The sequence below is a fragment of the Alkalihalobacterium alkalinitrilicum genome, from assembly GCF_002019605.1.
In the GTDB taxonomy this organism is placed as follows: Bacteria; Bacillota; Bacilli; order Bacillales; family Bacillaceae_F; genus Alkalihalobacterium; species Alkalihalobacterium alkalinitrilicum.
The window spans coordinates 4,006,198-4,027,992 of sequence record NZ_KV917368.1 but is presented as its reverse complement, the minus strand read 5'-3'; the positions used below and the strand labels follow the sequence as shown (position 1 = coordinate 4,027,992).

General features: G+C 37.6%; 13 protein-coding genes. 2 read left to right on the top strand and 11 right to left on the bottom strand.

From position 1 onward, the window contains the following. Positions 1-55 precede the first annotated feature (55 nt). From BK574_RS19550 to BK574_RS19515, 8 genes are all read right to left on the bottom strand, one after another. Positions 56-2,848, bottom strand: coding sequence for a glycosyltransferase family protein (locus BK574_RS19550; RefSeq protein ID WP_078429740.1), 2,793 nt, complete (start codon positions 2,846-2,848; stop codon positions 56-58). Positions 2,849-2,868: 20 nt separating this feature from the next. After that, complete coding sequence (locus tag BK574_RS19545; protein ID WP_078429739.1) at positions 2,869-4,143, bottom strand: nucleotide sugar dehydrogenase; 1,275 nt, start codon at positions 4,141-4,143, stop codon at positions 2,869-2,871. A 23-nt stretch (positions 4,144-4,166) separates the two neighbouring features. Further along, entirely contained in the window at positions 4,167-5,486 is a 1,320-nt protein-coding gene (locus BK574_RS19540; protein ID WP_078429738.1) for a glycosyltransferase family 4 protein, read from the bottom strand. 42 nt (positions 5,487-5,528) lie between these two features. Further along, a complete protein-coding gene (locus BK574_RS19535) occupies positions 5,529-6,758 on the bottom strand; it encodes a glycosyltransferase (protein WP_078429737.1) in 1,230 nt (409 codons plus the stop codon). Next, entirely contained in the window at positions 6,755-7,480 is a 726-nt protein-coding gene (locus BK574_RS19530; protein WP_078429736.1) for an ABC transporter ATP-binding protein, read from the bottom strand. Before BK574_RS19530 ends, BK574_RS19535 begins: the two co-directional genes overlap by 4 nt. Beyond that, a complete protein-coding gene (locus BK574_RS19525) occupies positions 7,480-8,268 on the bottom strand; it encodes an ABC transporter permease (protein WP_078429735.1) in 789 nt (262 codons plus the stop codon). Before BK574_RS19525 ends, BK574_RS19530 begins: the two co-directional genes overlap by 1 nt. A gap of 63 nt (positions 8,269-8,331) precedes the next feature. Beyond that, positions 8,332-9,222: a UTP--glucose-1-phosphate uridylyltransferase GalU gene (gene galU / locus BK574_RS19520; RefSeq protein ID WP_078429733.1), complete on the bottom strand. Its 891-nt coding sequence runs from the start codon at positions 9,220-9,222 to the stop codon at positions 8,332-8,334. Positions 9,223-9,554: 332 nt separating this feature from the next. Continuing rightward, positions 9,555-11,552, bottom strand: a complete 1,998-nt coding sequence (locus BK574_RS19515) for a hypothetical protein (protein ID WP_078429732.1) — start codon at positions 11,550-11,552, stop codon at positions 9,555-9,557. Positions 11,553-11,809: 257 nt separating this feature from the next. Here BK574_RS19515 and BK574_RS19510 point away from each other — a divergent pair, with 257 nt between their 5' ends. Then, positions 11,810-12,298 (top strand): hypothetical protein, encoded by a 489-nt coding sequence (locus BK574_RS19510; protein WP_078429730.1) that lies wholly within the window; start codon positions 11,810-11,812, stop codon positions 12,296-12,298. A gap of 39 nt (positions 12,299-12,337) precedes the next feature. Here the strand turns inward: BK574_RS19510 and BK574_RS19505 are convergent, their stop codons facing one another. The 3 genes from BK574_RS19505 to BK574_RS19495 all read right to left on the bottom strand — a co-directional run bounded on the left by BK574_RS19505 (position 12,338) and on the right by BK574_RS19495 (position 15,888). Next, positions 12,338-13,723, bottom strand: a complete 1,386-nt coding sequence (locus BK574_RS19505; protein WP_078429729.1) for a C40 family peptidase — start codon at positions 13,721-13,723, stop codon at positions 12,338-12,340. 448 nt (positions 13,724-14,171) lie between these two features. Continuing rightward, the gene (gene galE, locus BK574_RS19500; RefSeq protein WP_078429728.1) at positions 14,172-15,179 is read right to left on the bottom strand and encodes a UDP-glucose 4-epimerase GalE; all 1,008 of its coding nucleotides are present in this window, start codon (positions 15,177-15,179) and stop codon (positions 14,172-14,174) included. Positions 15,180-15,297: 118 nt separating this feature from the next. After that, entirely contained in the window at positions 15,298-15,888 is a 591-nt protein-coding gene (locus BK574_RS19495; protein WP_078429727.1) for a serine/threonine-protein kinase, read from the bottom strand. A gap of 561 nt (positions 15,889-16,449) precedes the next feature. Between BK574_RS19495 and BK574_RS19490 the strand changes: the two genes are divergently transcribed. Continuing rightward, positions 16,450-21,522 (top strand): LysM peptidoglycan-binding domain-containing protein, encoded by a 5,073-nt coding sequence (locus BK574_RS19490; RefSeq protein ID WP_078429726.1) that lies wholly within the window; start codon positions 16,450-16,452, stop codon positions 21,520-21,522. Positions 21,523-21,795 lie beyond the last annotated feature (273 nt).

Below are 21,795 nucleotides of genomic sequence, written 5' to 3'. Positions count from 1 at the left end.
AAAAGTTGCTTATTAGTTTTCAACGTTAGCTTTTTAACTCCTTTAAAAGAATCGGCTAAACTGTGGCATGAGGTTTATAGTCAGTAGTATAAGCAATAATTTTGCAGTTTTTCATAAATTCTGTCTCATCAATTTTCCACGTATGATGTTCAAGGTTTGCACTTCTCATATACACAAAGTTAAATCGATTCGCTGAATACACTTTATACCCTTTTTCCCGTGCTGTTCTTAAGAAGGCCGTATCTTCACCTCGGTTTCTAGCTTCAAACCGAACATCCTCATAGAGCTTTCTTGTAAATACTAACGTTCCACCATGAACAAAATCGGTTATTTTGTTCTCATTATTAATGGTTCGAACCGCAATCGCACCATAACTTTCAACATATGTTAAGAATGTCTTCTTACCTACTAAATCAGCTCCAGAGTACGTAAATGCATGTAGTGCATCTTGTAAATAATTCGGTGCATAATAATCATCGTCATCAAACTTGGCAATATACTCATAGGTGGAATTGTCTATTCCATAATTCAAGCACTCTCCCAGTGTTTTGTCTTCTGGTAACTGGAGTACTGTAATTTTATGGTCGTTATATTCCTGGGCCTTTTCTTCCCACTTTTCGATAGCCATATCATCACTGTTTAATACGATAACAAGCTCTTTCTTTTCAACCGTTTGAGAAATGAAATTCTCAAATACAGTTTCTAAAAAGTTCTCGCGATTTGTACATGTAACAACGGACACGCCTTCTTCATGTTCGTCTATATTAATATTTAGTTTCTCCAATATCGTTTGGAAACGGTGCTTGTATAGGTGTTTTGAATAAACTTCACGAATTCCGATTAAGCTTAACCGTTCACTTATTTCAGGGTTATTGATTAAAAGCTTTACTTGATTACTTACTTGTTCTTCGGTTTCACATAATGAAACGATGTCACCAAATAATTCTTGAATTCCTTTAGAATACGTACTTATTACATTTGTTCCCGAAGCTAACAGTTCATAAACCCTTCTCGAAAACATCGTGGAGCTATCTTTTACAGAATTGATGTTAAGAAATACTTTGTACATCTTATACGCTTTGACCATATCCTCATAATCTAAAGAACCAATTATATGCTCTTGGAATTTTTCTGGGAATTTATAACGATCATTTTCAGTGAAATTAAAAAAGCGATCAAATATATGTAACCCGTGGTTTTTAGCGCCACTTAAAATTAAGTCCATATCTTGTTGACGTTCAAAATGCTTTTGAGCATACCAAGATCCCGCAAAAGCGACATTATTCTTCGCTTTAAAGTTAATATTCACTGGATTATGCACATTCGGTTGAGCTGCAAACGGTAAAGCAAAAATATTATTATGAGATAAGTCTTTATTATACTTTGGTATTACATTTTCTTCCGTTGTGAAAACAACATCAAACAATCGAGCTGTCTCAATAAAGTGGTCATAATTTGGTGGATCTTCTTTATTCCAAAATACGGTTGGTATGTTTTTTGTCTTACAATAATTGACAAGGTCACGTATCGCACATTCTTCTTTGTTTTGGATATCCGTCAACATGAACTTCCACGTCATGTCTACTCCATGCCAAGCCGATTCGACTAAAAGAAAATCAGGATTTAATTGTTCAATTTGTTCTTCCCATGTTTCTCTTCTTAATTGTTCAAGAGTACATTCATATTTAAAACATTCATAACTAAAATTGTCTAATATACACGCGACCTTCACATCTGGACGATTTTGTTTCGTTAATGTATGGCTTTTAAAACTTTTTATTTTATTTAATTCTCGATCACGACCCGCTAAACCATAATTATTATTGGTCGACACATTCTTTCTTACTTGAGGTTGATTACCTTTTTTGCGTTTTTTTCTATTATTTCGAGCATTTACATTTTGAGCTCCTTCAAGCATCATTTTTGTAATGGTAAATGGTAAAAATAACGTTCGGAAGCTTGGTTTTAACAAGGCACTAGCGATTTCATCGCCCATTCTAAATCGAAGTGTATTCTTCTGATCAACAATGCTTTTTTCTAACTTTTCAATTTGCCTCTGTCTGTTATCTCTTTCTTGCCTGATTGTATTGTATTTATCTAAAAGTTCATTATATTTCTTATTTGTGTTTTCGTTTCCTTCTGGTTGTATCACTTCTACTTGTTCATAACTTTGTTTATTTAAGAAGTTTTGGTAATTTTGACCTTTTTCTTTTGGATTAACTGTTTCTTTAATCAATTGATCTAAATACTCTTCAGTTAAATATAAAAGTTTGTAAACATCTAAATCGATATCTCTAGCCTTAATAGACGCGCTAATCGCTATGGCATTTCCTACAACCTTCGATTCCTGTAAATAAATACCACTTTCCTCGAAGAGATCTACTAAATTTGAAAAATAAAACGATCGTTTATGGTTTTTATCTAATTCATAGCCAAACGGGACTGTTATCAATAACTTTCCATCTGGGTTTAACCACTGCTTTACTTTTTCTAATAGCTGTTCAGGACGCGTAACCTCGTCTAAAATATTAGCTAAAATAATCGTATCAAAAGATTGGCTGAATTCCTGTTGCTGAAGTGCATTAAAGATAAATTGAACTCTGCTCTTTACGTATTCACTTTCTTTGTTTAATTGTCTCTGTGCAAAATCAATAAGCTGTTTATTTTCATCAATACCTACAACATGAAAACCTTCTTTGCCAAGCAGAAGGGAAGTAACGCCTTGGTTACAGCCAACATCTAGAACTTGCTGTCCATCTACTTGTTCACAGATCCAATGGACTCTCTCTCGAAGGTTTTCTTGTTCTTGATGAGTACCATATTTTCTGTAATAGGTTTCATACATCATTGTCAAACTCCTCACCTCTTCTATACATACCTTGTTCTTTTCATTGGTGCTCCAATTGGATTATATATATATCCGTAATCCTTTAATTCCTCTTCATTCAATAAGTTTCTTGTATCATAAATGACTGGAGTTCTCATCAACTCTTTTATTTTTTGATAATCTAATGTTTTAAACTTGTGATGATCTGTTAATATGACTACACAATCTGAACCAGTTACGGCTTCTTCAATCGTTGCTACTTTTCCATCCATTTCTTCAACAACATGTGGATCAAAAATCTTGAGTTGCAACTCTTTTTTACTGAGATTATCAATAATTTCAAGTGATGGGCTTTCACGCATATCATCTATGTTTCCTTTAAACGCTAACCCCAATAACGTAACGACTGGTTGATCTTTATCTTTCACAAGCTCTTCAACCTGACCACTTACATGATGAGGAGTTGTTTCATTGATATCTCTTGATAAAGAAATCAGCTTAGATTCCATTGGTGCTTGTTCAATAATGAACCAAGGATCTACTGCAATACAATGCCCACCCACACCAGGACCAGGCTTGTGGATATTCACTCTGGGATGACAGTTTGCAAGGTCAATCGCTTCCCACACATTAAACCCCACTGTTTCGGCAATTCTTGCTAACTCATTGGCGAATGCAATATTGATATCCCGATACGTATTTTCCATTAATTTAACCATTTCCGCAGTGGTTGAATCGGTTACATGGATTGTCCCTTTTACAAACCGTTTATAAAGTTCGACTGTCATTTGTGAAGAGCGCTCATTAATTCCACCCACGATACGATCATTGGAAACTAATTCTTCAAATAAATTCCCAGGCATCACTCGTTCTGGAGAATGCGAAATAAATAAATCTTTACCAATGGCCAATCCAGATTTCTCTAATATTGGGATCATTACATTTTCAACAGTTTTTGGTGGAACGGTCGACTCCAGAATTATTAAGTTCCCACTCTGAACAAAAGGGGTAATCATCTCTGTAGCGCCTTTAACATAATCTAAATTCGCCGTTTTATCACGGTTGATTGGAGTCGGAACAGCAATGATAAAGGCATTTGCATGCTCTGGTTCAGTAGATAACTTCAATAAGCCAGTATCCATAACCTCTGCCATCAGTTCTTCCAAGCCAGGTTCCTCAATGTGTAATTCTCTATTTTTCAATTTTTTAATCACTGCTTCATTTACATCGACTCCAAGCACTTCAACTCCATACTTTGCGAACATTACCGCAGTCGGTAAACCGATATAACCTAAGCCCATTACACAAAGTTTCATGATAAAAATACCCCTTCCTTCAATTAGGATCTATATAATTCCAGTAAGGTCACTTCTTCATTTTCCCATTGATGTAACTTTGCTGCTTCTTTTGTATTCTCTTTTAGTCGTTGATACAGATCATGATCATTTAGTAATCGGTTAATAGCGTCAGCGATCATTTCAAGATTTTCAGGATCTACTAAAATCCCTGTGTCTGTTGTATCTATCAACCGTCTCATTTCAGGTAAATCACTGGAAACCACTGGGATCCCCGCCATAATATATTCGTGAATTTTATTCGAACAAGCCGAATAATGATTAAAACATGTGTCCTGTAGTAACTGTAATCCGATATCAGCAGATGCAGTGTACGTTAATAAAATTTCATTTGGAACCGCACCGACGAAAATTGTACGGTCATTGACGCTTAATTCGTGAGCTAACTCCATGATCGTTGGTTTTAAGGCCCCGTTTCCGATAAATACGAAACAGCCTTTCTTCACACGGGGAATGACTTTAACCATATTTTCAATCCCTCGTTCTCTTTGAATACCACCTTGATATAGTATAATCGGTTCATCATTTGGAATATTAAATTCGTCTCTAATTCGATTTGAATTTAGAAGTTCCTCATAAGGTGGTACATTTCTTATAATCCATGGTTTTTTTATATTATAACGTTCTTTAAAAAAATTAGCCCTCGTCTCATTTGTTGTTATAACCTGATCTGCTTTTTTTATGATAAATGATTCTACCTTTTCCCAGAACCATATATTTTTCCAGCCCGCTCGATCTGTAGATACTTCGTGTGCATCATAGATTAATTTAGCACCTCTTAACCTTGATACTAAGAATGTTGGGATAAGCGTATTTAGATCATGCGAATGATATACCCCTGCTTTTTGACGGTACGCATTTGTGAAGAAACGTACATTAACAACCGTCTTCGGTACAAACACCAAATATTTCTTAAGCATTTTAAGTGGGTTCGCCGATCGTCTTTGCGGTGTTTTGCTGTTTGTGTTCGACTTCACATTTGCTTGTGTTGGCCTGAATTGCTTCGCAGTAGATTGATTACTTACAGAATCACTCGCTTTTCGGATACTACGATCTACCCTTACGATATGTATCCCGTCTTTCACTTCTTCTCTTTTCGTTCGATTTGGCTGGTGAACAGCAACAACCGTTACTTGTTTTCCACCTTTAATTAAACTCTTCGCTTCTTTTGTCACCCTTGCATCTGTTTCAAAAGTATTCCAAACAACCATGCATACTTTATTGTTATTCTCACCATATCTATTAATTAATTCCTTATTACGGAATACTACCCGCTTTATTCCATTAAATATTTTTTTAAACAAACGTATACCCTCCCTTCGTATTAGGATGTTATAACTTGTTACTTAGAGGGTTCGATAAACTTCAATTAAATTCTGCTTTTCTTGATCCCAAGAGTAAAACTCTCGTTTCATCAAGCATGCCTCTTGAAATTGCTCATAGTTTTTACTAATGTAAATGATCCCCTCTTTTATAGCCTCAGGCGTTTCCTCAACACAAACCCCGACTTTTTCTTTTTCAATTACATAAGCTTTTCCTGGATGCTTGGAAGCAACTGAAGGAATCCCTGTTAGTAAATACTCAAAAATCTTATTCGGCGTTGAAAAATAATTATTTTTTGACGTATTCTTATACATGACTAGCCCAATATCTGCTTGTTTGGTATACCACAATATCTGATCACTTGGAACTTGTTCATGAAAAAAGACTCTGTCTTGAATATTTAACTTTTCTACAAGAGAAAGTAGGTGTTGTTTTTGCCGTCCTTCACCTAATAAGATAAGCTTATATTGGCTTTCTAGAAGAGCTAATGCATGTATACACTCTTCTATTCCTCTTTCTGGGTTTAGTCCACCTTGATACAAAAGCAGGACATCACTTTCTGCCAAGTTATAGTGATCTCGCCAATAATTACTAGATTCATTCTTTAGTAATTGTGCTTTGTCTTTTAGGTGAGGGATATTTTGCACGACTGTAGATGGTCTTTCACCATACATCTTCATAAACTCATCCTCAACATATGGATTAACGACAATTAAATGATCAATACGCTTAATTAATTTACTTTCCATCAAGTATCCAAATTTACGGTCCACGGAGTTTCGACCCGCCATTTCATTAAATAGCTCATGTGAATCATATATTAATTTCGCTTGGCATTTTTCAGCCAGACGAGAGCCTTGCCACAATACATTTAAATCATGGCAATGGATTACATCGACTTTCAAGTTGGATGCATCTATATAGTGTTTTACTTTTTTATAAAACTCATTATAAGCACCGAGATCTTTTACAATTTTAATAAATGGGTTTCGAACCACTTTGAAAGCCATTTGTTTTAAAGCACTTGGTTTTTGATGTTTATTATTAGCAGTTGATAAGTTTCTCTTAATACTTTTTGTTAATAGTGATACTCGAATAATCGAAATATTGTTATGAAAATGCGGCGGATCCTCTTGATACTCTTGTACACAAGCAATAAATACTGAATGGCCTGCTTCCGCTAAAGCTAGTGCTTCTCTTTGCACCCTTGCATCGTAGTGAATATCCTTAAAGAGTAGCATTAGAATATTCATTTTTTATTACCGTACATAAATTGGTCATATTTTGTAACAATCTCTTTTGTATCACCAACGGCAAATTGCTCGCCTAGATGAATCCAAACGACTCGATCACATATACTTTTTACTAAGCTAGAAGAGTGAGTCACTAGTATGACTGTTCGATCTTGCTTAATCTTTTCAGTAATCGCATCTTTACATTTCTGCTGGAATGCCGCATCCCCTACACCTAATACTTCATCCACTAATAAGATGTCGGGATCTAGTGTAATGGCTATTGAAAAGGCTAGCCTCGACTTCATACCAGACGAGTAGGTTCGTACTGGCTTATAAATAAACTCTCCTAATTCAGAGAACTCAATTATTTCTTCTAACGCTTTATCGATGGCTTTTTTGTTTTGTCCTAATAACAAACCATTTAAATAAATATTTTCCATTCCTGACAATTCAGGTTCAAAGCCTGTACCTAACGATAGTAAAACAGGCCTCTGTCCCCTTACGATGAAGTCACCTTTATCAGGGGTAATCAATCCACTTAGCAATTTTAAAAGTGTACTTTTCCCAGAGCCATTACGCCCGATAATTCCTAACACTTCACCTTTATTCACTTGGAAATCTAAGCCTTTTAATGCCCAGAATACCTTTTTATCTTTTTTAATTAAACTTTTCAATGGGCTTTGTTGATTATCAGGATAAGAAACCCATATGTCATTTAGTTCTATTACAGGATTCGTCATTACATCACCTTAGCATAGTGTTTTTCATATTTAAATAAAATACCTAGCCCGATGAGGAGTAATACTATTGAAACTAGAAAAAGTATTAGAAGTGAACCCCATTCTGGCTGTATTGCGTAGAGTAGAGAATTTCGATAAGAAACGATTAAAGATGTTAATGGATTAATATAAAGATATTGAGCCAGGCGCTCTGGAACATCCGTTATGGAAAACATAACTGGAGATATATAAAATAAAGTTCTTGCTACGTATTGCATCATGTTCTTTATATCTTTAAAGTAGACACCCATATGTGCCAAAATAATCATGCTTCCTAAAAGGAATAATGTGTGAACGATTATTATGATAAAGAAATAGAACATATTTATCGTGAAATCTATTCCATACACCCATAAGAAAGTAAATAAAACAACGGAGCTAATCAGGAATTTTGACGTATTAACAGCTAAACGAACAACTATAAAAACGATTTTGGGTACATAAACTTGTTGAATAATCCTTGCTTTTGACGTAATAGCATTAGTGGCATCCACGAGACAGGCTATCGTCCATTTCAAAGGAATTAAAGCAACAAATAAAAAGACCGAATAATCGGGTCCACCACGTTGTAGTATCACTTGTACTAACAAATAAAAAATTAACATGTATAAGATAGGATCCAAAATCCACCACAAAAATCCAAAGTAAGTTCTAGCCGTGTTAGTTTTAAAATCAGATATTGTTAAATAACGAATAAGGTCTTTATGATTTTTGACATCATTAACCATCTTTTTCAATATATTAAACATTACTTTACCCCTATCACACACTTAAATAGTTAAATAATTACCCATGCCCTTCCTATCTCCCAGTTATTTCTTTATCGTTAATCTGTTTTGGAGAAGATGTTCTAAATAATCAAGCACGGGTTCTCTTAAACCCTCTCTCTCAAGTGCAAAGTCTAATGTTGCTTTTATAAATCCAAATTTATTACCTAGATCGTACCGTATGCCGTCAAAATGATAAGCTAGTACATTTTCAAAGTTACTTAGCTTATTGATTGCATCGGTTAATTGAATTTCACCGCCAGCACCTGGCGTTTGCTTTTCAAGTAAATTAAAGATATTTGGAGTAAGCACATACCGGCCCATTATAGCATAATTAGATGGCGCTTCGTTAGTAGGTGGTTTTTCTACTAATGATTGTATCTTCATAACCTTAGAGTTGTCTTCTTGTTCTTTAGGAGCTATGATCCCATACTTATTTACATCCTCTAGAGCGACTGGTTGAACCCCAACTACTGAAGTTTGATGTATTTCATATACATCAAGTAATTGTTTAAGGCATGGTATTTCAGCTTTTACCACATCGTCTCCTAGTAAAACAGCGAATGGTTCATTGCCAATAAAACGGCTTGCACAATGTATCGCATGTCCTAAGCCTAACGATTCTTTTTGGCGGATATAATGGATGTTCGCCATGCTTGAAATAGACTGAACTTCCTCCAATAATTCATTTTTCCCTTTTTTCTCTAACGTTTCTTCAAGTTCATACGATTTATCAAAATGGTCTTCGATCGCTCTTTTTCCTCTACCACTAATTATGATTATATCTTCGATTCCTGATGCTACTGCTTCTTCAACAATATATTGTATCGTTGGTTTATCAACAATTGGTAACATTTCTTTTGGTTGTGCTTTTGTTGCTGGTAAAAACCGTGTACCTAATCCAGCGGCAGGTATTATCGCTTTACGCACTTTCATTCGACATAATCCTCCCTTACTTCATTTTCTATCAAATGTCGTTTATTCATTTATTCTGTCATATTGTACATCTAAAATGCACTTTGGGCAATTATCCTCTAATATAATTAATAATACTTTTATTTGACGAAGAAGTGACATCTAAGCCTCAATTTCTAGAAAGTTGGACTAGTCACTTTTATTTGGCTAATTGGTCTTTGATACCTTCTTAATGGTTACAACTCCATATCACCTTCCAATATATAACATAAATTTCAAAAAACAAACACCTCACAAAGCCATGTTATTCATGGCCAATAAGGTGTTACTTTTTTTTACCAAATATTACGTTATCAATGGAATTCATAAATATTGGAATATGGACTACTACATGAAATATGTTGTGTTTCTGTTAGCGGAACTTGTTTAAGTTGAAGATCTTGAAGGGTAATACATGCCACTTTACCCCAATTCCACGGTTCACAATTATTGACCGCGGTAACTTTTATAGTTAGCAGATGCTTATTTGATTTTGCCTTAAAATATACATTAATACTATTTTCATGTTGCCAACTTGCAATGTCTTCATCAAGCAAGACATGATGATCGAGTAACAGACTATATTTCATTCGGTCTTTATACTGCGATTTATACAGAGATACCAGGCTTAGCTTAATATGATACGATTTATCAACGTTTAGACTTTCCAAATGGTACTTCAATTCAAGGGTATCCCCTTTTTTAGGAGCAAGTTTGTCCATGTGGAAGAAGTAACCATTATAACTCGCACCTTCTATATATGGCACAGTCTCATTTGTATCTGTATTATATGAAACGATCTCTTTCTTGTAATGCCTGTTAAACAAGTCTTTAGCTGTGCTATCGATGATTGAAGTCGAAATATCGTCCTTATTTATCACATTTTGTTCATGTAATTGTATAGGATAACTTAAATTATAATCAGCTACTACCATATGATTCCCAAATAAAAACTCAACCTCATTTGATTTTACAATATGCGCATGTTCATCCATGATTTTAATAATTTTATCTTCAAAAGGTAGGTTTAATTTTTTTAATGCCTCTAAAATAAAAGAATCAAGGATCTCATAGTTCTTATTCCCAAACCAACTTTTTATCTTGGATAAGTTTAAAATAGCTTTCTCACTTAATTTAGTTGACCAAAAGTCTACATCAATAGAATTTACAATATGGCATAATGACATATAGTGAATATGTGATACTAAGCCTTCAAACCATATTATATTACCCTCTTTATTCGTTGCGTAATTGTTTTCTTCTACTTGATTTATAATTTTATTAATAAATTTACTGTTGTTTAAAAAAGCATCGATGTCTAATTCTTTATTTTCATACTTGTTAGCCAATGAATAGATTACAAACTCTCCACACTTATAACATTGTCCACACCATTTTTCTTCTGGATCGACAACTGCTTCACACATCATAACATCTTCCACTCGCTTGTATCGGTCATTTATTATTTTAAAGGCTAATGTTTCGGATATATAATAGTTGCTATTAAAAACTTTAAACGGTTTGCCTAATCTTTGATGAAGATAATTTGAGACTAAATCATCAAATTCTGGTCTTGATTTTTTGAAGTGAAAATATTCTTTTCCATTATGATCTTTATTCCAGTAGTGTGTAAATTCGTAACTATACGTTAAATAGCTCATATCTGTTTTTAAGTATAATGGGAATGACATAAGATAATACAGTTGTGTATGTAAATGATTGAAGTAGGAATAAATTTTAAAGATACTTCGGAAATCAGTATATATTTTTCTAACTGTTACACCATCATTAGCGATATGGTTAAGAGCAAATTTCTCTCGTCTTTGATCTAGTTTTTTCAAGTTAGAATGATCCATTGGAAAAACAAAAGAAATAACAGAAATATTTTCAGTACCGAAAATTTCTTTATATAAGTTATACGTGAATAAAGAATCTTTTCCTCCGCCAAACAAAATTCCAATTTCATCTTTTCCCTCAAAATTAGAATAAGTCTTTTCTGGCTGTTTGTCTTCAACAGGAAAAACTTTAATGTTTTCTGCTTCGTTATAACTTAACCAAAAGTTAACACTTGTATTGGAAATACTTTCAGGAAGCAAGATGAGATATTCTCGCTTGGTTTCTTTTAATACTGGGGTCATTAATCCTAAAAACACTTCATAGAATACGGAAAAGTCGATATCTGTTATATTAAACCCATCATATTTTATATAAAATTCGTTCTTTCTAAACACATTGTTATCGAAGCTAAAATTCCAACTGAACTTTACTGTATCATTATCTATCTTCGGTTTATATACATATAAAATATCCACAAAATCATTTCCTTTCTAAACTCGGTTCCCTCAATTTTCCCTATCTATATCCTTCCATTCTGCTCTCTTTTTCTACTTAGTAACCCTTTTTTAATAAATAAATCGCTTTCATTCACACCCTTTATTGGTGTCCACTAAGAGCATATCTTTTATATGATGACCAGTATAAGTAATTAAAAGGAAATATCCAAGCAATAAACATTATATTATAATTAATAGGCTTGCATAGATATTATTTTTGAAAGAGGGTTCTAATTATGAAATTAATTCTAAAGGTCATAGCTATTTTTTGTTTCGTGATGATAGTAGCTGGCTGTAAACAAGATACAAGTGCGCCAATAGTATCAGATGATGAAGTACAAACTGTGGATGATCATGTACATTCTGCAGAGGAGATCGTTTTCCCTACTGAAATCCCACACCGAAGTGAAGAAGTAGTATTCATCTTGTCAAATGACGACGGTCGACAAACTGAAAATGCAATACCTATCTTTGATCGTAATCAACTTATGACTACCATCTACTTTATGCTAGTCAATTTTAACCCTGACCAGGAAGTTTACGCCTTTTTAAATGAGGATTTTCTTACGGTCTTTACTACAGAGGACGTTCTGGAATCTGAGTTTTCGATTATTGGCGACTTATTAGAGCCTGATATTTATACAATTTCTATCTTCCAATTTGAAGAGGATAACCCTAAAAACACAGTTCTAAATTTTGCTGATGCAAAATTTAAAATTGAGTAATTTGAAAGGAGGTACCGAATTCGGCACCTCCTTTTTTTATTATTCCATTCTCTTAGCCCCTAAGTATCGCGGCGCCCAATAGCTATTATTCATACTTGCAACGGTCACACCTGTTGATGAGCCGCTATGAATGAACTGATTGTTTCCTATGTATATTCCATTATGAGAAGGTCCCTTTGAGATGGTTTCAAAGAATACAAGATCTCCAACACTAGGCTTGTCCACCGATTTCCCTGCACTCCATTGCTGAGCAACCGTACGCGGAAGGTTTACCCCTTGTTGTTTAAAGACGTACTGCACGAAGCCACTGCAATCAAAACCACTTGGTGTTGTTCCACCCCATAAGTAAGGCACGCCTGTAAGTTGAGCAGCATCCGCCACAAGGTTCATCGGTTGAAAACCTTGTTCTGCAGGTGGATTTGAATTTTCTGATGCCGTATTTTTAGGTGCTGTCGTTGTTTCAGCTTTTGTTTGTGTTTGATTTTGAACCGTCTGCTCCGTACCCTGGGCTGAACCACTTAAAGCTGCCTCTAATGCACGGAAAGTTTGCGGGCCTGCAATCCCGTCAACCGTTAGACGTTGACTAATTTGGAACGAACGGACAGCAGCATCGGTAACACTGCCAAAGTAATCTGTTACCGTATGGTTAAAGTGACCAAGTTGTTTTAGAGACTGTTGCAGTTGTCTCACTTGAGTTCCTCTTGACCCCACACGTAACGTCTGTGCATTGAACTGTACAGTCGTGTTTTCAGTCGTTGTATTTGTATTTGAAGACGGTGCTGGTGCTGCTTGTGTTGATGCTGCTGGCTGTGTCGGTGCTGGCGCTGTTGAAGATTGCGCTGTTCCACCTAACAGATGAGAGCGCGTTTGTTGACCTACAATACCATCAACGGTTAAGCGATTTTTCTTTTGGTATTCTCGCACTGCACTTTCAGTTACTCTACCATAATAGCCTGTCGGATTGGTATTAAAGTAACCCGCTTCTTTTAGTAATTCTTGCAATTCTGTTACTGCTTGTCCTTGTGAACCTGCACGAAGAAGGCCTGTTGTTTGTGCAAGGGCTGAGTTAGTCGCTGTTGCAGAAGCAATCTGAGTAGACGTTGCACTACGCTGTGTTGTCGTATTCAGAAGAATGTTTAACGTATTCGTGTTAGCAACTCCTGTTGTCTGTATACCGTGTGTTTTTTGGAATTGCTTTACAGCTTCTTCTGTTATCGTTCCATAGAAGCCAGTTGCTGTATGATAATTAAAATAGCCTTTTGTTTTCAATACTTCTTGCAGTTCTTTGACATCAGGATGCGACATCCCCTTTTTTAACGGTTGGTCACCAAGAGCCGCATCTACAACTAGCGGAGCTGTTAATACGATCCCTGTTGCAAAAGTTGAAGAAATCACCGCTTTTTTAACAACTGACTTTGTACCCATTCATTATTTCCTCCTATAGAGCATTTTTAGTAGTTTTATAGATTTACATTATTCTTTTTTCGTACTTTAGGTATATATCGGCAAGGTTCGTCTTTCCTTTTATTATAAAGTGAAAATTTTGGTAGTAGGTTACAAGAATGTTACAAATAAAGAGCTGAGGAAGGGAGAGAACAAAACAAAAGAAGGAAAAGTTTGAAGAAAATGATTTAGGGTACGATGGAGCTTTATTCGTTTTGCAAAATTAAAATGGTTTTTCTAACACAACTTTAAATAATGTTTTTTGTTAACTTCTTTTCTCTGTTGTTCTCTTTTTTAAAATAATCTCTTGTGTAATTGTGCTTGTAGGTCGGAAATATAGCCTCATTCATTCGTTTCTAGTTCACAAACACTTCATCGACAATCATTTACTTCTTTCTAAACACACTATTGATAACTATGTTTTCTAATATTATATATAACCTTTGGGATTATTGACTTGCCATCTCCACGAATCTATACACATTTCTTCTAGCCCTTTGGTTGCAACCCAACCTAGTTCGTCTTTCGCTTTATTAGTATCAGCATAGATCGCGGCTACGTCTCCTTGACGCCTTTCAACGATTTGGTAAGGTACGGATTTTTTTGTAACTTTCTCAAAAGTCTCAATAATTTGAAGGACACTGTAACCACTACCAGTACCAAGATTGAAAACTTTTACCCCAAATGTGTTCATGACAACCTCTAACGCTTTTAAATGACCTTTGGCTAAATCAACTACATGGATATAATCCCTAATCCCAGTTCCATCAATGGTCTCATAATCATTACCAAAAACTTTTAATTGATTTAATTTGCCGATAGCTACTTGAGTTATAAAAGGCATTAAGTTACTCGGGATCCCATTAGGGTCTTCACCAATTGTACCGCTAGGGTGGGCTCCGACTGGATTAAAGTACCTTAAAATGGAAATCGACCAACTTTTATCCGAAAGATAGAGATCTCGTAATATTTCTTCAATCATCAATTTTGTCCGACCATACGGGTTCATTGCTCTAAGTGGAGAGTTTTCTGAGATAGGAACTTGATCTGGCATGCCATAAACCGTTGCCGAGGAACTAAACACAATTCTTTTTATCTTGTACTTAGTCATTAATTCGCAAAGGATGATTGTACCTACGATATTATTGTAGTAGTACATTAGCGGCTTTTCTGTCGATTCCCCTACTGCCTTTAGACCTGCAAAATGAATAACAGCTTTTATTTTATTTTCTATAAAAACTTTTTCTAAAGCTTCCTTATCCAAAAGATCAATTGGATAGAACAGGAAATCTCTTTTGGTAATTTGTTTCACCCGGTTTATAGCTTCTCGCTTGCTATTTGAAAGATTATCAACTGTCACGATTTCATATCCTGCATTCAGTAGTTCGACACATGCGTGGCTCCCGATAAAACCTGCCGCCCCTGTAACCAGAATCATTTTATTTTCACCCCTACTGTATAAGGTCACAGTCATTATAATCTCGAGAGGCTTTGGTTGTGCATGCAGTTGAAGAAAAAGTGTGAAATATGGAATGAAAAGTTCCAGGCGCCCTTTATTAGCTATATTTTCTATATATTCTTCCGATGGTATCTAGTAGAAAGGTCGGCATTTTCTTCGGGAGGATGCCTCTTCGATAAAACTTATAATATGCTTTTTTCGTATCCTTCCATTTGGGGCATGGCGCCTCCTGTGTGAAGCGCGCGACATCGACGATACGAACAGCTGAGTCAGGCGTAATAAAAATATTTTTCAAATGCACATCTGACGGGTTAAGCCCTCTCTTTTTTGCAAACCTTAAAGCATTATCTACTTCATTAATGACTTTCTCATGAACTTCGATTCCTTTATTCAGACAACTATATAGGGTGTTCCCCTCGATCAAGTCGATCACTACATAATTCGGTCCATCCGCATGTAATGTCGGATAGTAGTCGATTCCATTAAGCTTTCGATAGATGTCCGCCTCTACATTTGCTAGATTAGTATATTGAGGATAAAACACTTTTATAGCTAATTTTGTTGAGCTCACCTTGAAAACCGCTGCACTTTTCCCAGTACCTATTAACTCTAAGTTTTCATCTTTAGCTACAATCGACATTCGATGATCAAATTTAACACTGTTAGCTAATACATAGAATGATTTCATATTTTACTACTCCCTTCATAGAGGACAAAAATAAAAAGACGTTAGACCAATTATTCGGTCATAACGCCTTTTCATCAGAGACAGAAAAAGACCTCACCAAAATAATTGGTAAAGGTCTTGCAAACAACAAACGTTGCCAACAAAGCCGGGGATGTTTTCCCGTAATGACGACTTTGCTGTAAATGCTACTCCCCTTTAGGAAGAATATTATATTAACTATAACAACATAAACGATTATATCTCAATTAAACTCTTCCACACATTTCAAAATTATTGTGCATGTGTCAATTATACCAGCGACTTTTCTTTATGAATAGCGTTTAATTTTGGGATTCTGTGTAAAACTCCTCTACTTAATAGAATTTTATTTTTGACTTTAGCTGTTTATTTTCAACTTTCGTTATTTTATTTTCAACTTTGCTCATTTATCGATTTCTCGACAAACTTTGAGCTTTTTCGAGCAAAGCCTGGCACCTCTTAAATTCACTCAACAAGTGCATTTTCTTCTCTTACTTTGGAAGACTAAACATAAGGTTTTATAGTACGGAGGGAGTTATTGCGATGGAACTTATTCGAAGCTATCAATTGAAGATAAATGAAGATAAAAGCTATACACTCGTTGTCCATTTAGAGGAACATTTAACAGAATTCGCAAATGAATTAGGACAATCACCTCGAAAAAGAATCGAACTTCAATCACACGTCCGCCTGTTAATTAGAGAGCAATTCCCACAATTACGCGTATCTACCGTGAAAGTAATGGCTGGCTCTTTACTTGTGGCTTCTTTTTATTTTGGAGGATCAACAGGCGCAAGTGCACAATCGGCAGCAATACAAATTCAGCAAGAGGCTCAGTTCGATGTGTACATTGTCCAATCTGGCGACACTTTGTTTTTATTAGCAAAGCGATTTAATGTACCTATTTCTTCTATTCAAGAGGTAAACGGGATGACGACAGATCAACTTTTCGTTGGGCAAGCTTTAAAGCTTCCATATTTTACATACCATGTTTCATCTGGTGATACGCTGTTTTTACTGGCAAAACGCTATAACACGACAATCGATGACATTCGCTCGATAAACGGATTAACTGGAGATGTTCTTTCCATTGGGCAAAAATTAAAAATACCACAAAAAGTGGAACAGGTAAAAGCCGAAGAACCTCCAAGAACAGAAAACCCTTTGACGACAACCCCAGTGGAGGAAAAAGTTGAGCCACCCGCTCCAAACCTAGAGACCGTCACCTATACAGTTGTTTCGGGGGACTCTTTATCCGTTATCGCTAAACGGTTTGGCACAACTGTCGAGGCCATTAAATCAGCCAATAACCTTACGTCTGATGTGATCCGCGTCGGACAAACGCTTACAATTTCTAAGATTGTTGATGCCCCTGTGGAAGAGGTCGTCGAGACTCCTCCTCCTGCTCCTACACCTGAACCTGAGACTGTTACTTATACCGTTGTTTCGGGCGACTCTTTGTGGCTCATCGCCAATCGGTTTGGGACGTCCATTGATGCTATTCGATCGGCCAATAACCTTACGACCGATGTGCTCCGCATTGGACAAACGCTTACGATTTCTAAGGTTGTTGATGCGCCTGTAGATGAGGTCGTCGAGACTCCTCCTCCTGCTCCTACACCTGAACCTGAGACTGTTACTTATACCGTTGTTTCAGGCGACTCTTTGTGGCTCATCGCCAATCGGTTTGGGACGTCCATTGATGCTATTCGGTCCGTCAATAACCTTACGACCGATGTCCTTCGCGTCGGACAGACTCTTACGATACCAGATGAGGAGGTCGTCGAGACTCCTGCACCAGTTGCTCCTGTTATTAGCGAAAGAGAAAATGTGACAAGTCACAATGTCACCTCTTATCTTATTTCTGGAACGACGGGGAGAGATACAACGGTAACGGTGACGATTACTGACGGAGCAAATCCCCCGATTACCAAACAGGTCACGGCTAATGCAGACGGCACGTATGAACAAGCGTTTGATTTATCCGCACTGAATGAAGGGGCCTTGACCGTAACTGCGTTTGCAACGGGAAAGGCAGGAAAAAACAGCAAAGAAACACAACAGTCCATTACGAAAAATACGATGACCGCTACTCCTGGTTTGGATCACGCCCCGATCACCACGAGTGTAACCATGGAAAACTTTGAAATCTCTGGGGCGGTGGAGCCGAATGCGACCGTGGAAATTCGTGCGTCAGATGGCGTCAATCCAGCTGTTTTGACAGAGGTAACGGCAAATGGTAATGGTGTGTTTCATACGACAATCGATCTCCGCGGTTTAAATGACGGAACAGTAACGATTTCTGCGATTAGTACAGATCGATTTGGTAATACGAGTGCTACAACCGAAGCAGAAATCACTAAAGTTACGGTGTCCGAAACACCTGTGTTAGAGATGAGCGACACGGTGAATAGCGAAAATGCAAATGACTTCCGATTTTATGGTACCGCAACTCCTGGAGCGACCGTGGAAGTTACCGTTTCAGATGGAGTAAATCGAGACATTCAGTTTACCACCACTGCAAATGAGGATGGGGAATTTAGTGAGGCGATCGATTTACTAGGGTTAAATGATGGGACCCTAGCGATTACAGCTTTTGCGGTCGATCGACACGGAAACAAAAGTAACGTACATGAAGCAACATTGTTGAAAGAAACGGCGATAGATGCCCCTACCCTCGAGCCGATCGAGGCGATCAATCAAGAAACCGCCGCTCATTTTACCGTAAATGGCCATGCTCAACCTGGCACAACCGTGGAAGTCATTTTAACGGACGGTGTGAATCCTGAGGTTCGAGCAACGACGACCACAGCTGAAAATGGAATATTTGATGTCACGATCGATGTAACGTCATTAGACGATACAAGCTTAACGCTTCGGGCGACCCAAACGAGCAAGGCAGGGATTACAAGTGCCGTTCAGGAAATGACGGTGGAAAAGGACACTCTCATCCCAGACGCTCCCCTTTTTGATAATCGTGGGTTTATCAATGGAGAAAATCAATCGAGCTATGAGATCACTGGGACTGCAGAAGCCAATGCATTGATTGCCATCACTGCCACTAATCGTTTAGAGCAGTCGATTTCTTTTACAACGAGAGCGGATGAAAATGGGGTCTACCACATTCCTATTGATGTCTCAACGATCGATGACGGAGACATTCAATTCAAAATCACACAAACCGATCGGGCAGGAAACACAAGTGAAGCTGCAACAGAGACAGTCATCAAGGATACGATTGCTCCCGCTGATTTTAGTCTCGATGATGGAGGAATTATTTACAGTGGAAATGAGGCCGATTACCTCCTCGCTGGTGCAGTAGAGCCTGATAGTACGGTCGATATCACATTGACAGATGGTTTAAAAGTAATTAAGAAAACGATGACCGCAGACAGTGACGGTAGGTTCGAAGTTCCATTCGATGTACGGACCCTCTCGGATGGCGATATCACCGTGTTGTTTACGATCAGTGATAAGGCGGGTAACAAAGCCGATCAAGCTAGGACGATATTTAAAGATACCGTTGCTCCTAGTGAAGTCACGTTAGATTTACCTGAATTTATTAACCGAGATAATGTCGACCTCTTTTCTATGATTGCGTGGGGTTCTGATGATGGGACGAGAGTGGTCCTTGTTTTTAGCGATGGCGTGAATGAAGTAATCGAAGAAGTGGAAGTAAGAGATGGAGCCTTTGGTGCCACTCTTGATCTAAGTACTTTAGAGGATGGGCCTATTAGTATAAGGATAACTCAAACCGATTTAGCTGGAAACACGAGTGAAGTCCAAACGGCAACGATCGAAAAGGATACAGTTGTTGAGGACGCTGTTATTGCCAAAAATGGATTTAGTTACGTTAATGGCGAGCCTGTATATACGGTGATTGGTACTGCGGAGCCAGGTGCAACTGTCACTGTTTTTATTGATGACCCGCTTCGCGAGGAACCGACATCGGTTAGCGCAACAGCTAATAGAAATGGTTTTTTTACGATCCATGTACCTGTTAGCCACTTGGAGTCTACCGAAGATGTTAAGATCACGGTTCAACAACGAGATAAAGCAGAAAATGTGAGTGAAGTGACGTTGGTTTCAGTTTCTTCGTATATCGTTGCAGCTGGGGACACACTGGATATGATCGCGAAACGCTTTAACACAACCGCTACTGCCTTACGTTCAATGAACAATTTAACTGGAGATACGATCCAAGTGGGCCAAACGTTAAGGCTACCTGCTTCCGCTAGTGAAGTGATCAATCTTGGCTATTTGTATTTTGGGAATACACAACACTTTATCAGTACGGTAAATCAAACAAGTCACTCGGTAAACGTTGTCTCGCCCAGCTACTTCGATGTAAATCCAGATGGGACATTAAAACTTACTTATCAGCTGGATACCCATTTTATTGAAACGATGCACCTGCAAGGGATTCGTGTTGTTCCCTTTTTAAGTAATCACTGGGACCGAGAAATTGGACGTGCGATGCTGGCAAACAAGGAGCAAGCTGTACAGCAAATCGCCGATGCCATCGAGCGCTATAACCTAGACGGCGTAAATGTGGACCTTGAAAATATTACAGTGGCGGACCGCGATCATTTTACCGAATTTGTGCGGTTGTTACGTGAGTTAGTTCCTGCACATAAAGAAGTATCAGTCGCTGTTGCTGCCAATCCAAATGGTTGGAATACTGGCTGGCACGGGGCCTATGATTATACGAACTTAGCCAAGTATGTCGATTATATAATGATTATGTCGTATGATGAAAGCTACCATGGCGGGGACCCTGGACCAGTGGCAAGCCTTCCTTGGGTAGAGCGTTCGATTCAATATGCGATTGATCAAGGAGTTCCACGCGATAAAATCGTCGTCGGATTAGCACAATATGGCCGCTATTGGATGGAAGGAGCTTCAGTTGGCGGATTTGGTATCTCCAATACGGCTGTCGAGCAAATGATCGAGCGGTACAACGGCACCGTTGAGTTCGACGAGGCAAGCCAATCACCGAAAGCGACGATTACTATTCGTGAAGGCGATCCAGTCACCGTAGTCGGTGGCCGTACGTTAGAACCTGGAACGTATACGATTTGGTTTGAAAATGAAGAATCGGCGCGGCAAAAACTTGCGCTTGTAAGTAAGTACAATATTCGTGGAGTCGGAACCTGGAGCTTAGGACAAGGGAACTTAGAGGTTTTCAATAGCTATGCAACCACCCTTCCTACTACGGTACCAGTGAGTTCTTCTTCACCTAATTCAGGACAAGATTCAGAACCTGTGTCTGCACCTGGAAGTTACACTTCCTACCAGGTGGTTTCTGGAGATAGCCTCTGGGTGATCGCGAATCGGTTTGACACAACGATTGCGGCGATTAAGGAAGCCAATAATTTAACGGGCGATGCGATTTTTGTTGGACAGACGTTGAGAATTCCTACTAATCGGGATGTAGCCGTAGAAGAGGAAGCTATGGAAGATGTAATAACAGAAGTTCAAACGTACACAGTCGTGTCAGGAGACTCCTTGTGGCGAATTGCTTCACGCTTTGGCACGACGGTTGATGCCATTAAGGAAGCAAATGACTTATCAGGCGACACAATACACGTCGGACAAGAGCTAAGAATACCTTAAGTAGTTGGGGCCTTATGAGGGATGCAGGCATGTGACTATTTCGGGTAATTTTCTGGGATGAGAGACATGCGTGGTATCATTCGGGTGATTTTTTAGGATGAAATCCATAATTGCTGCGTTACATTTGTATTTTTTATAACGTTCCTCCTTCATTTGGTGACAAATGGAGGGGGTTTTTTAACTTATCTTCCGTTATTTTAGGTTTTGGGAGCAGATTATTTTAAGTTGGGCCCTTTTATTTTTGAGCTCGGCGCTTTTATTTTTAATCTTGGT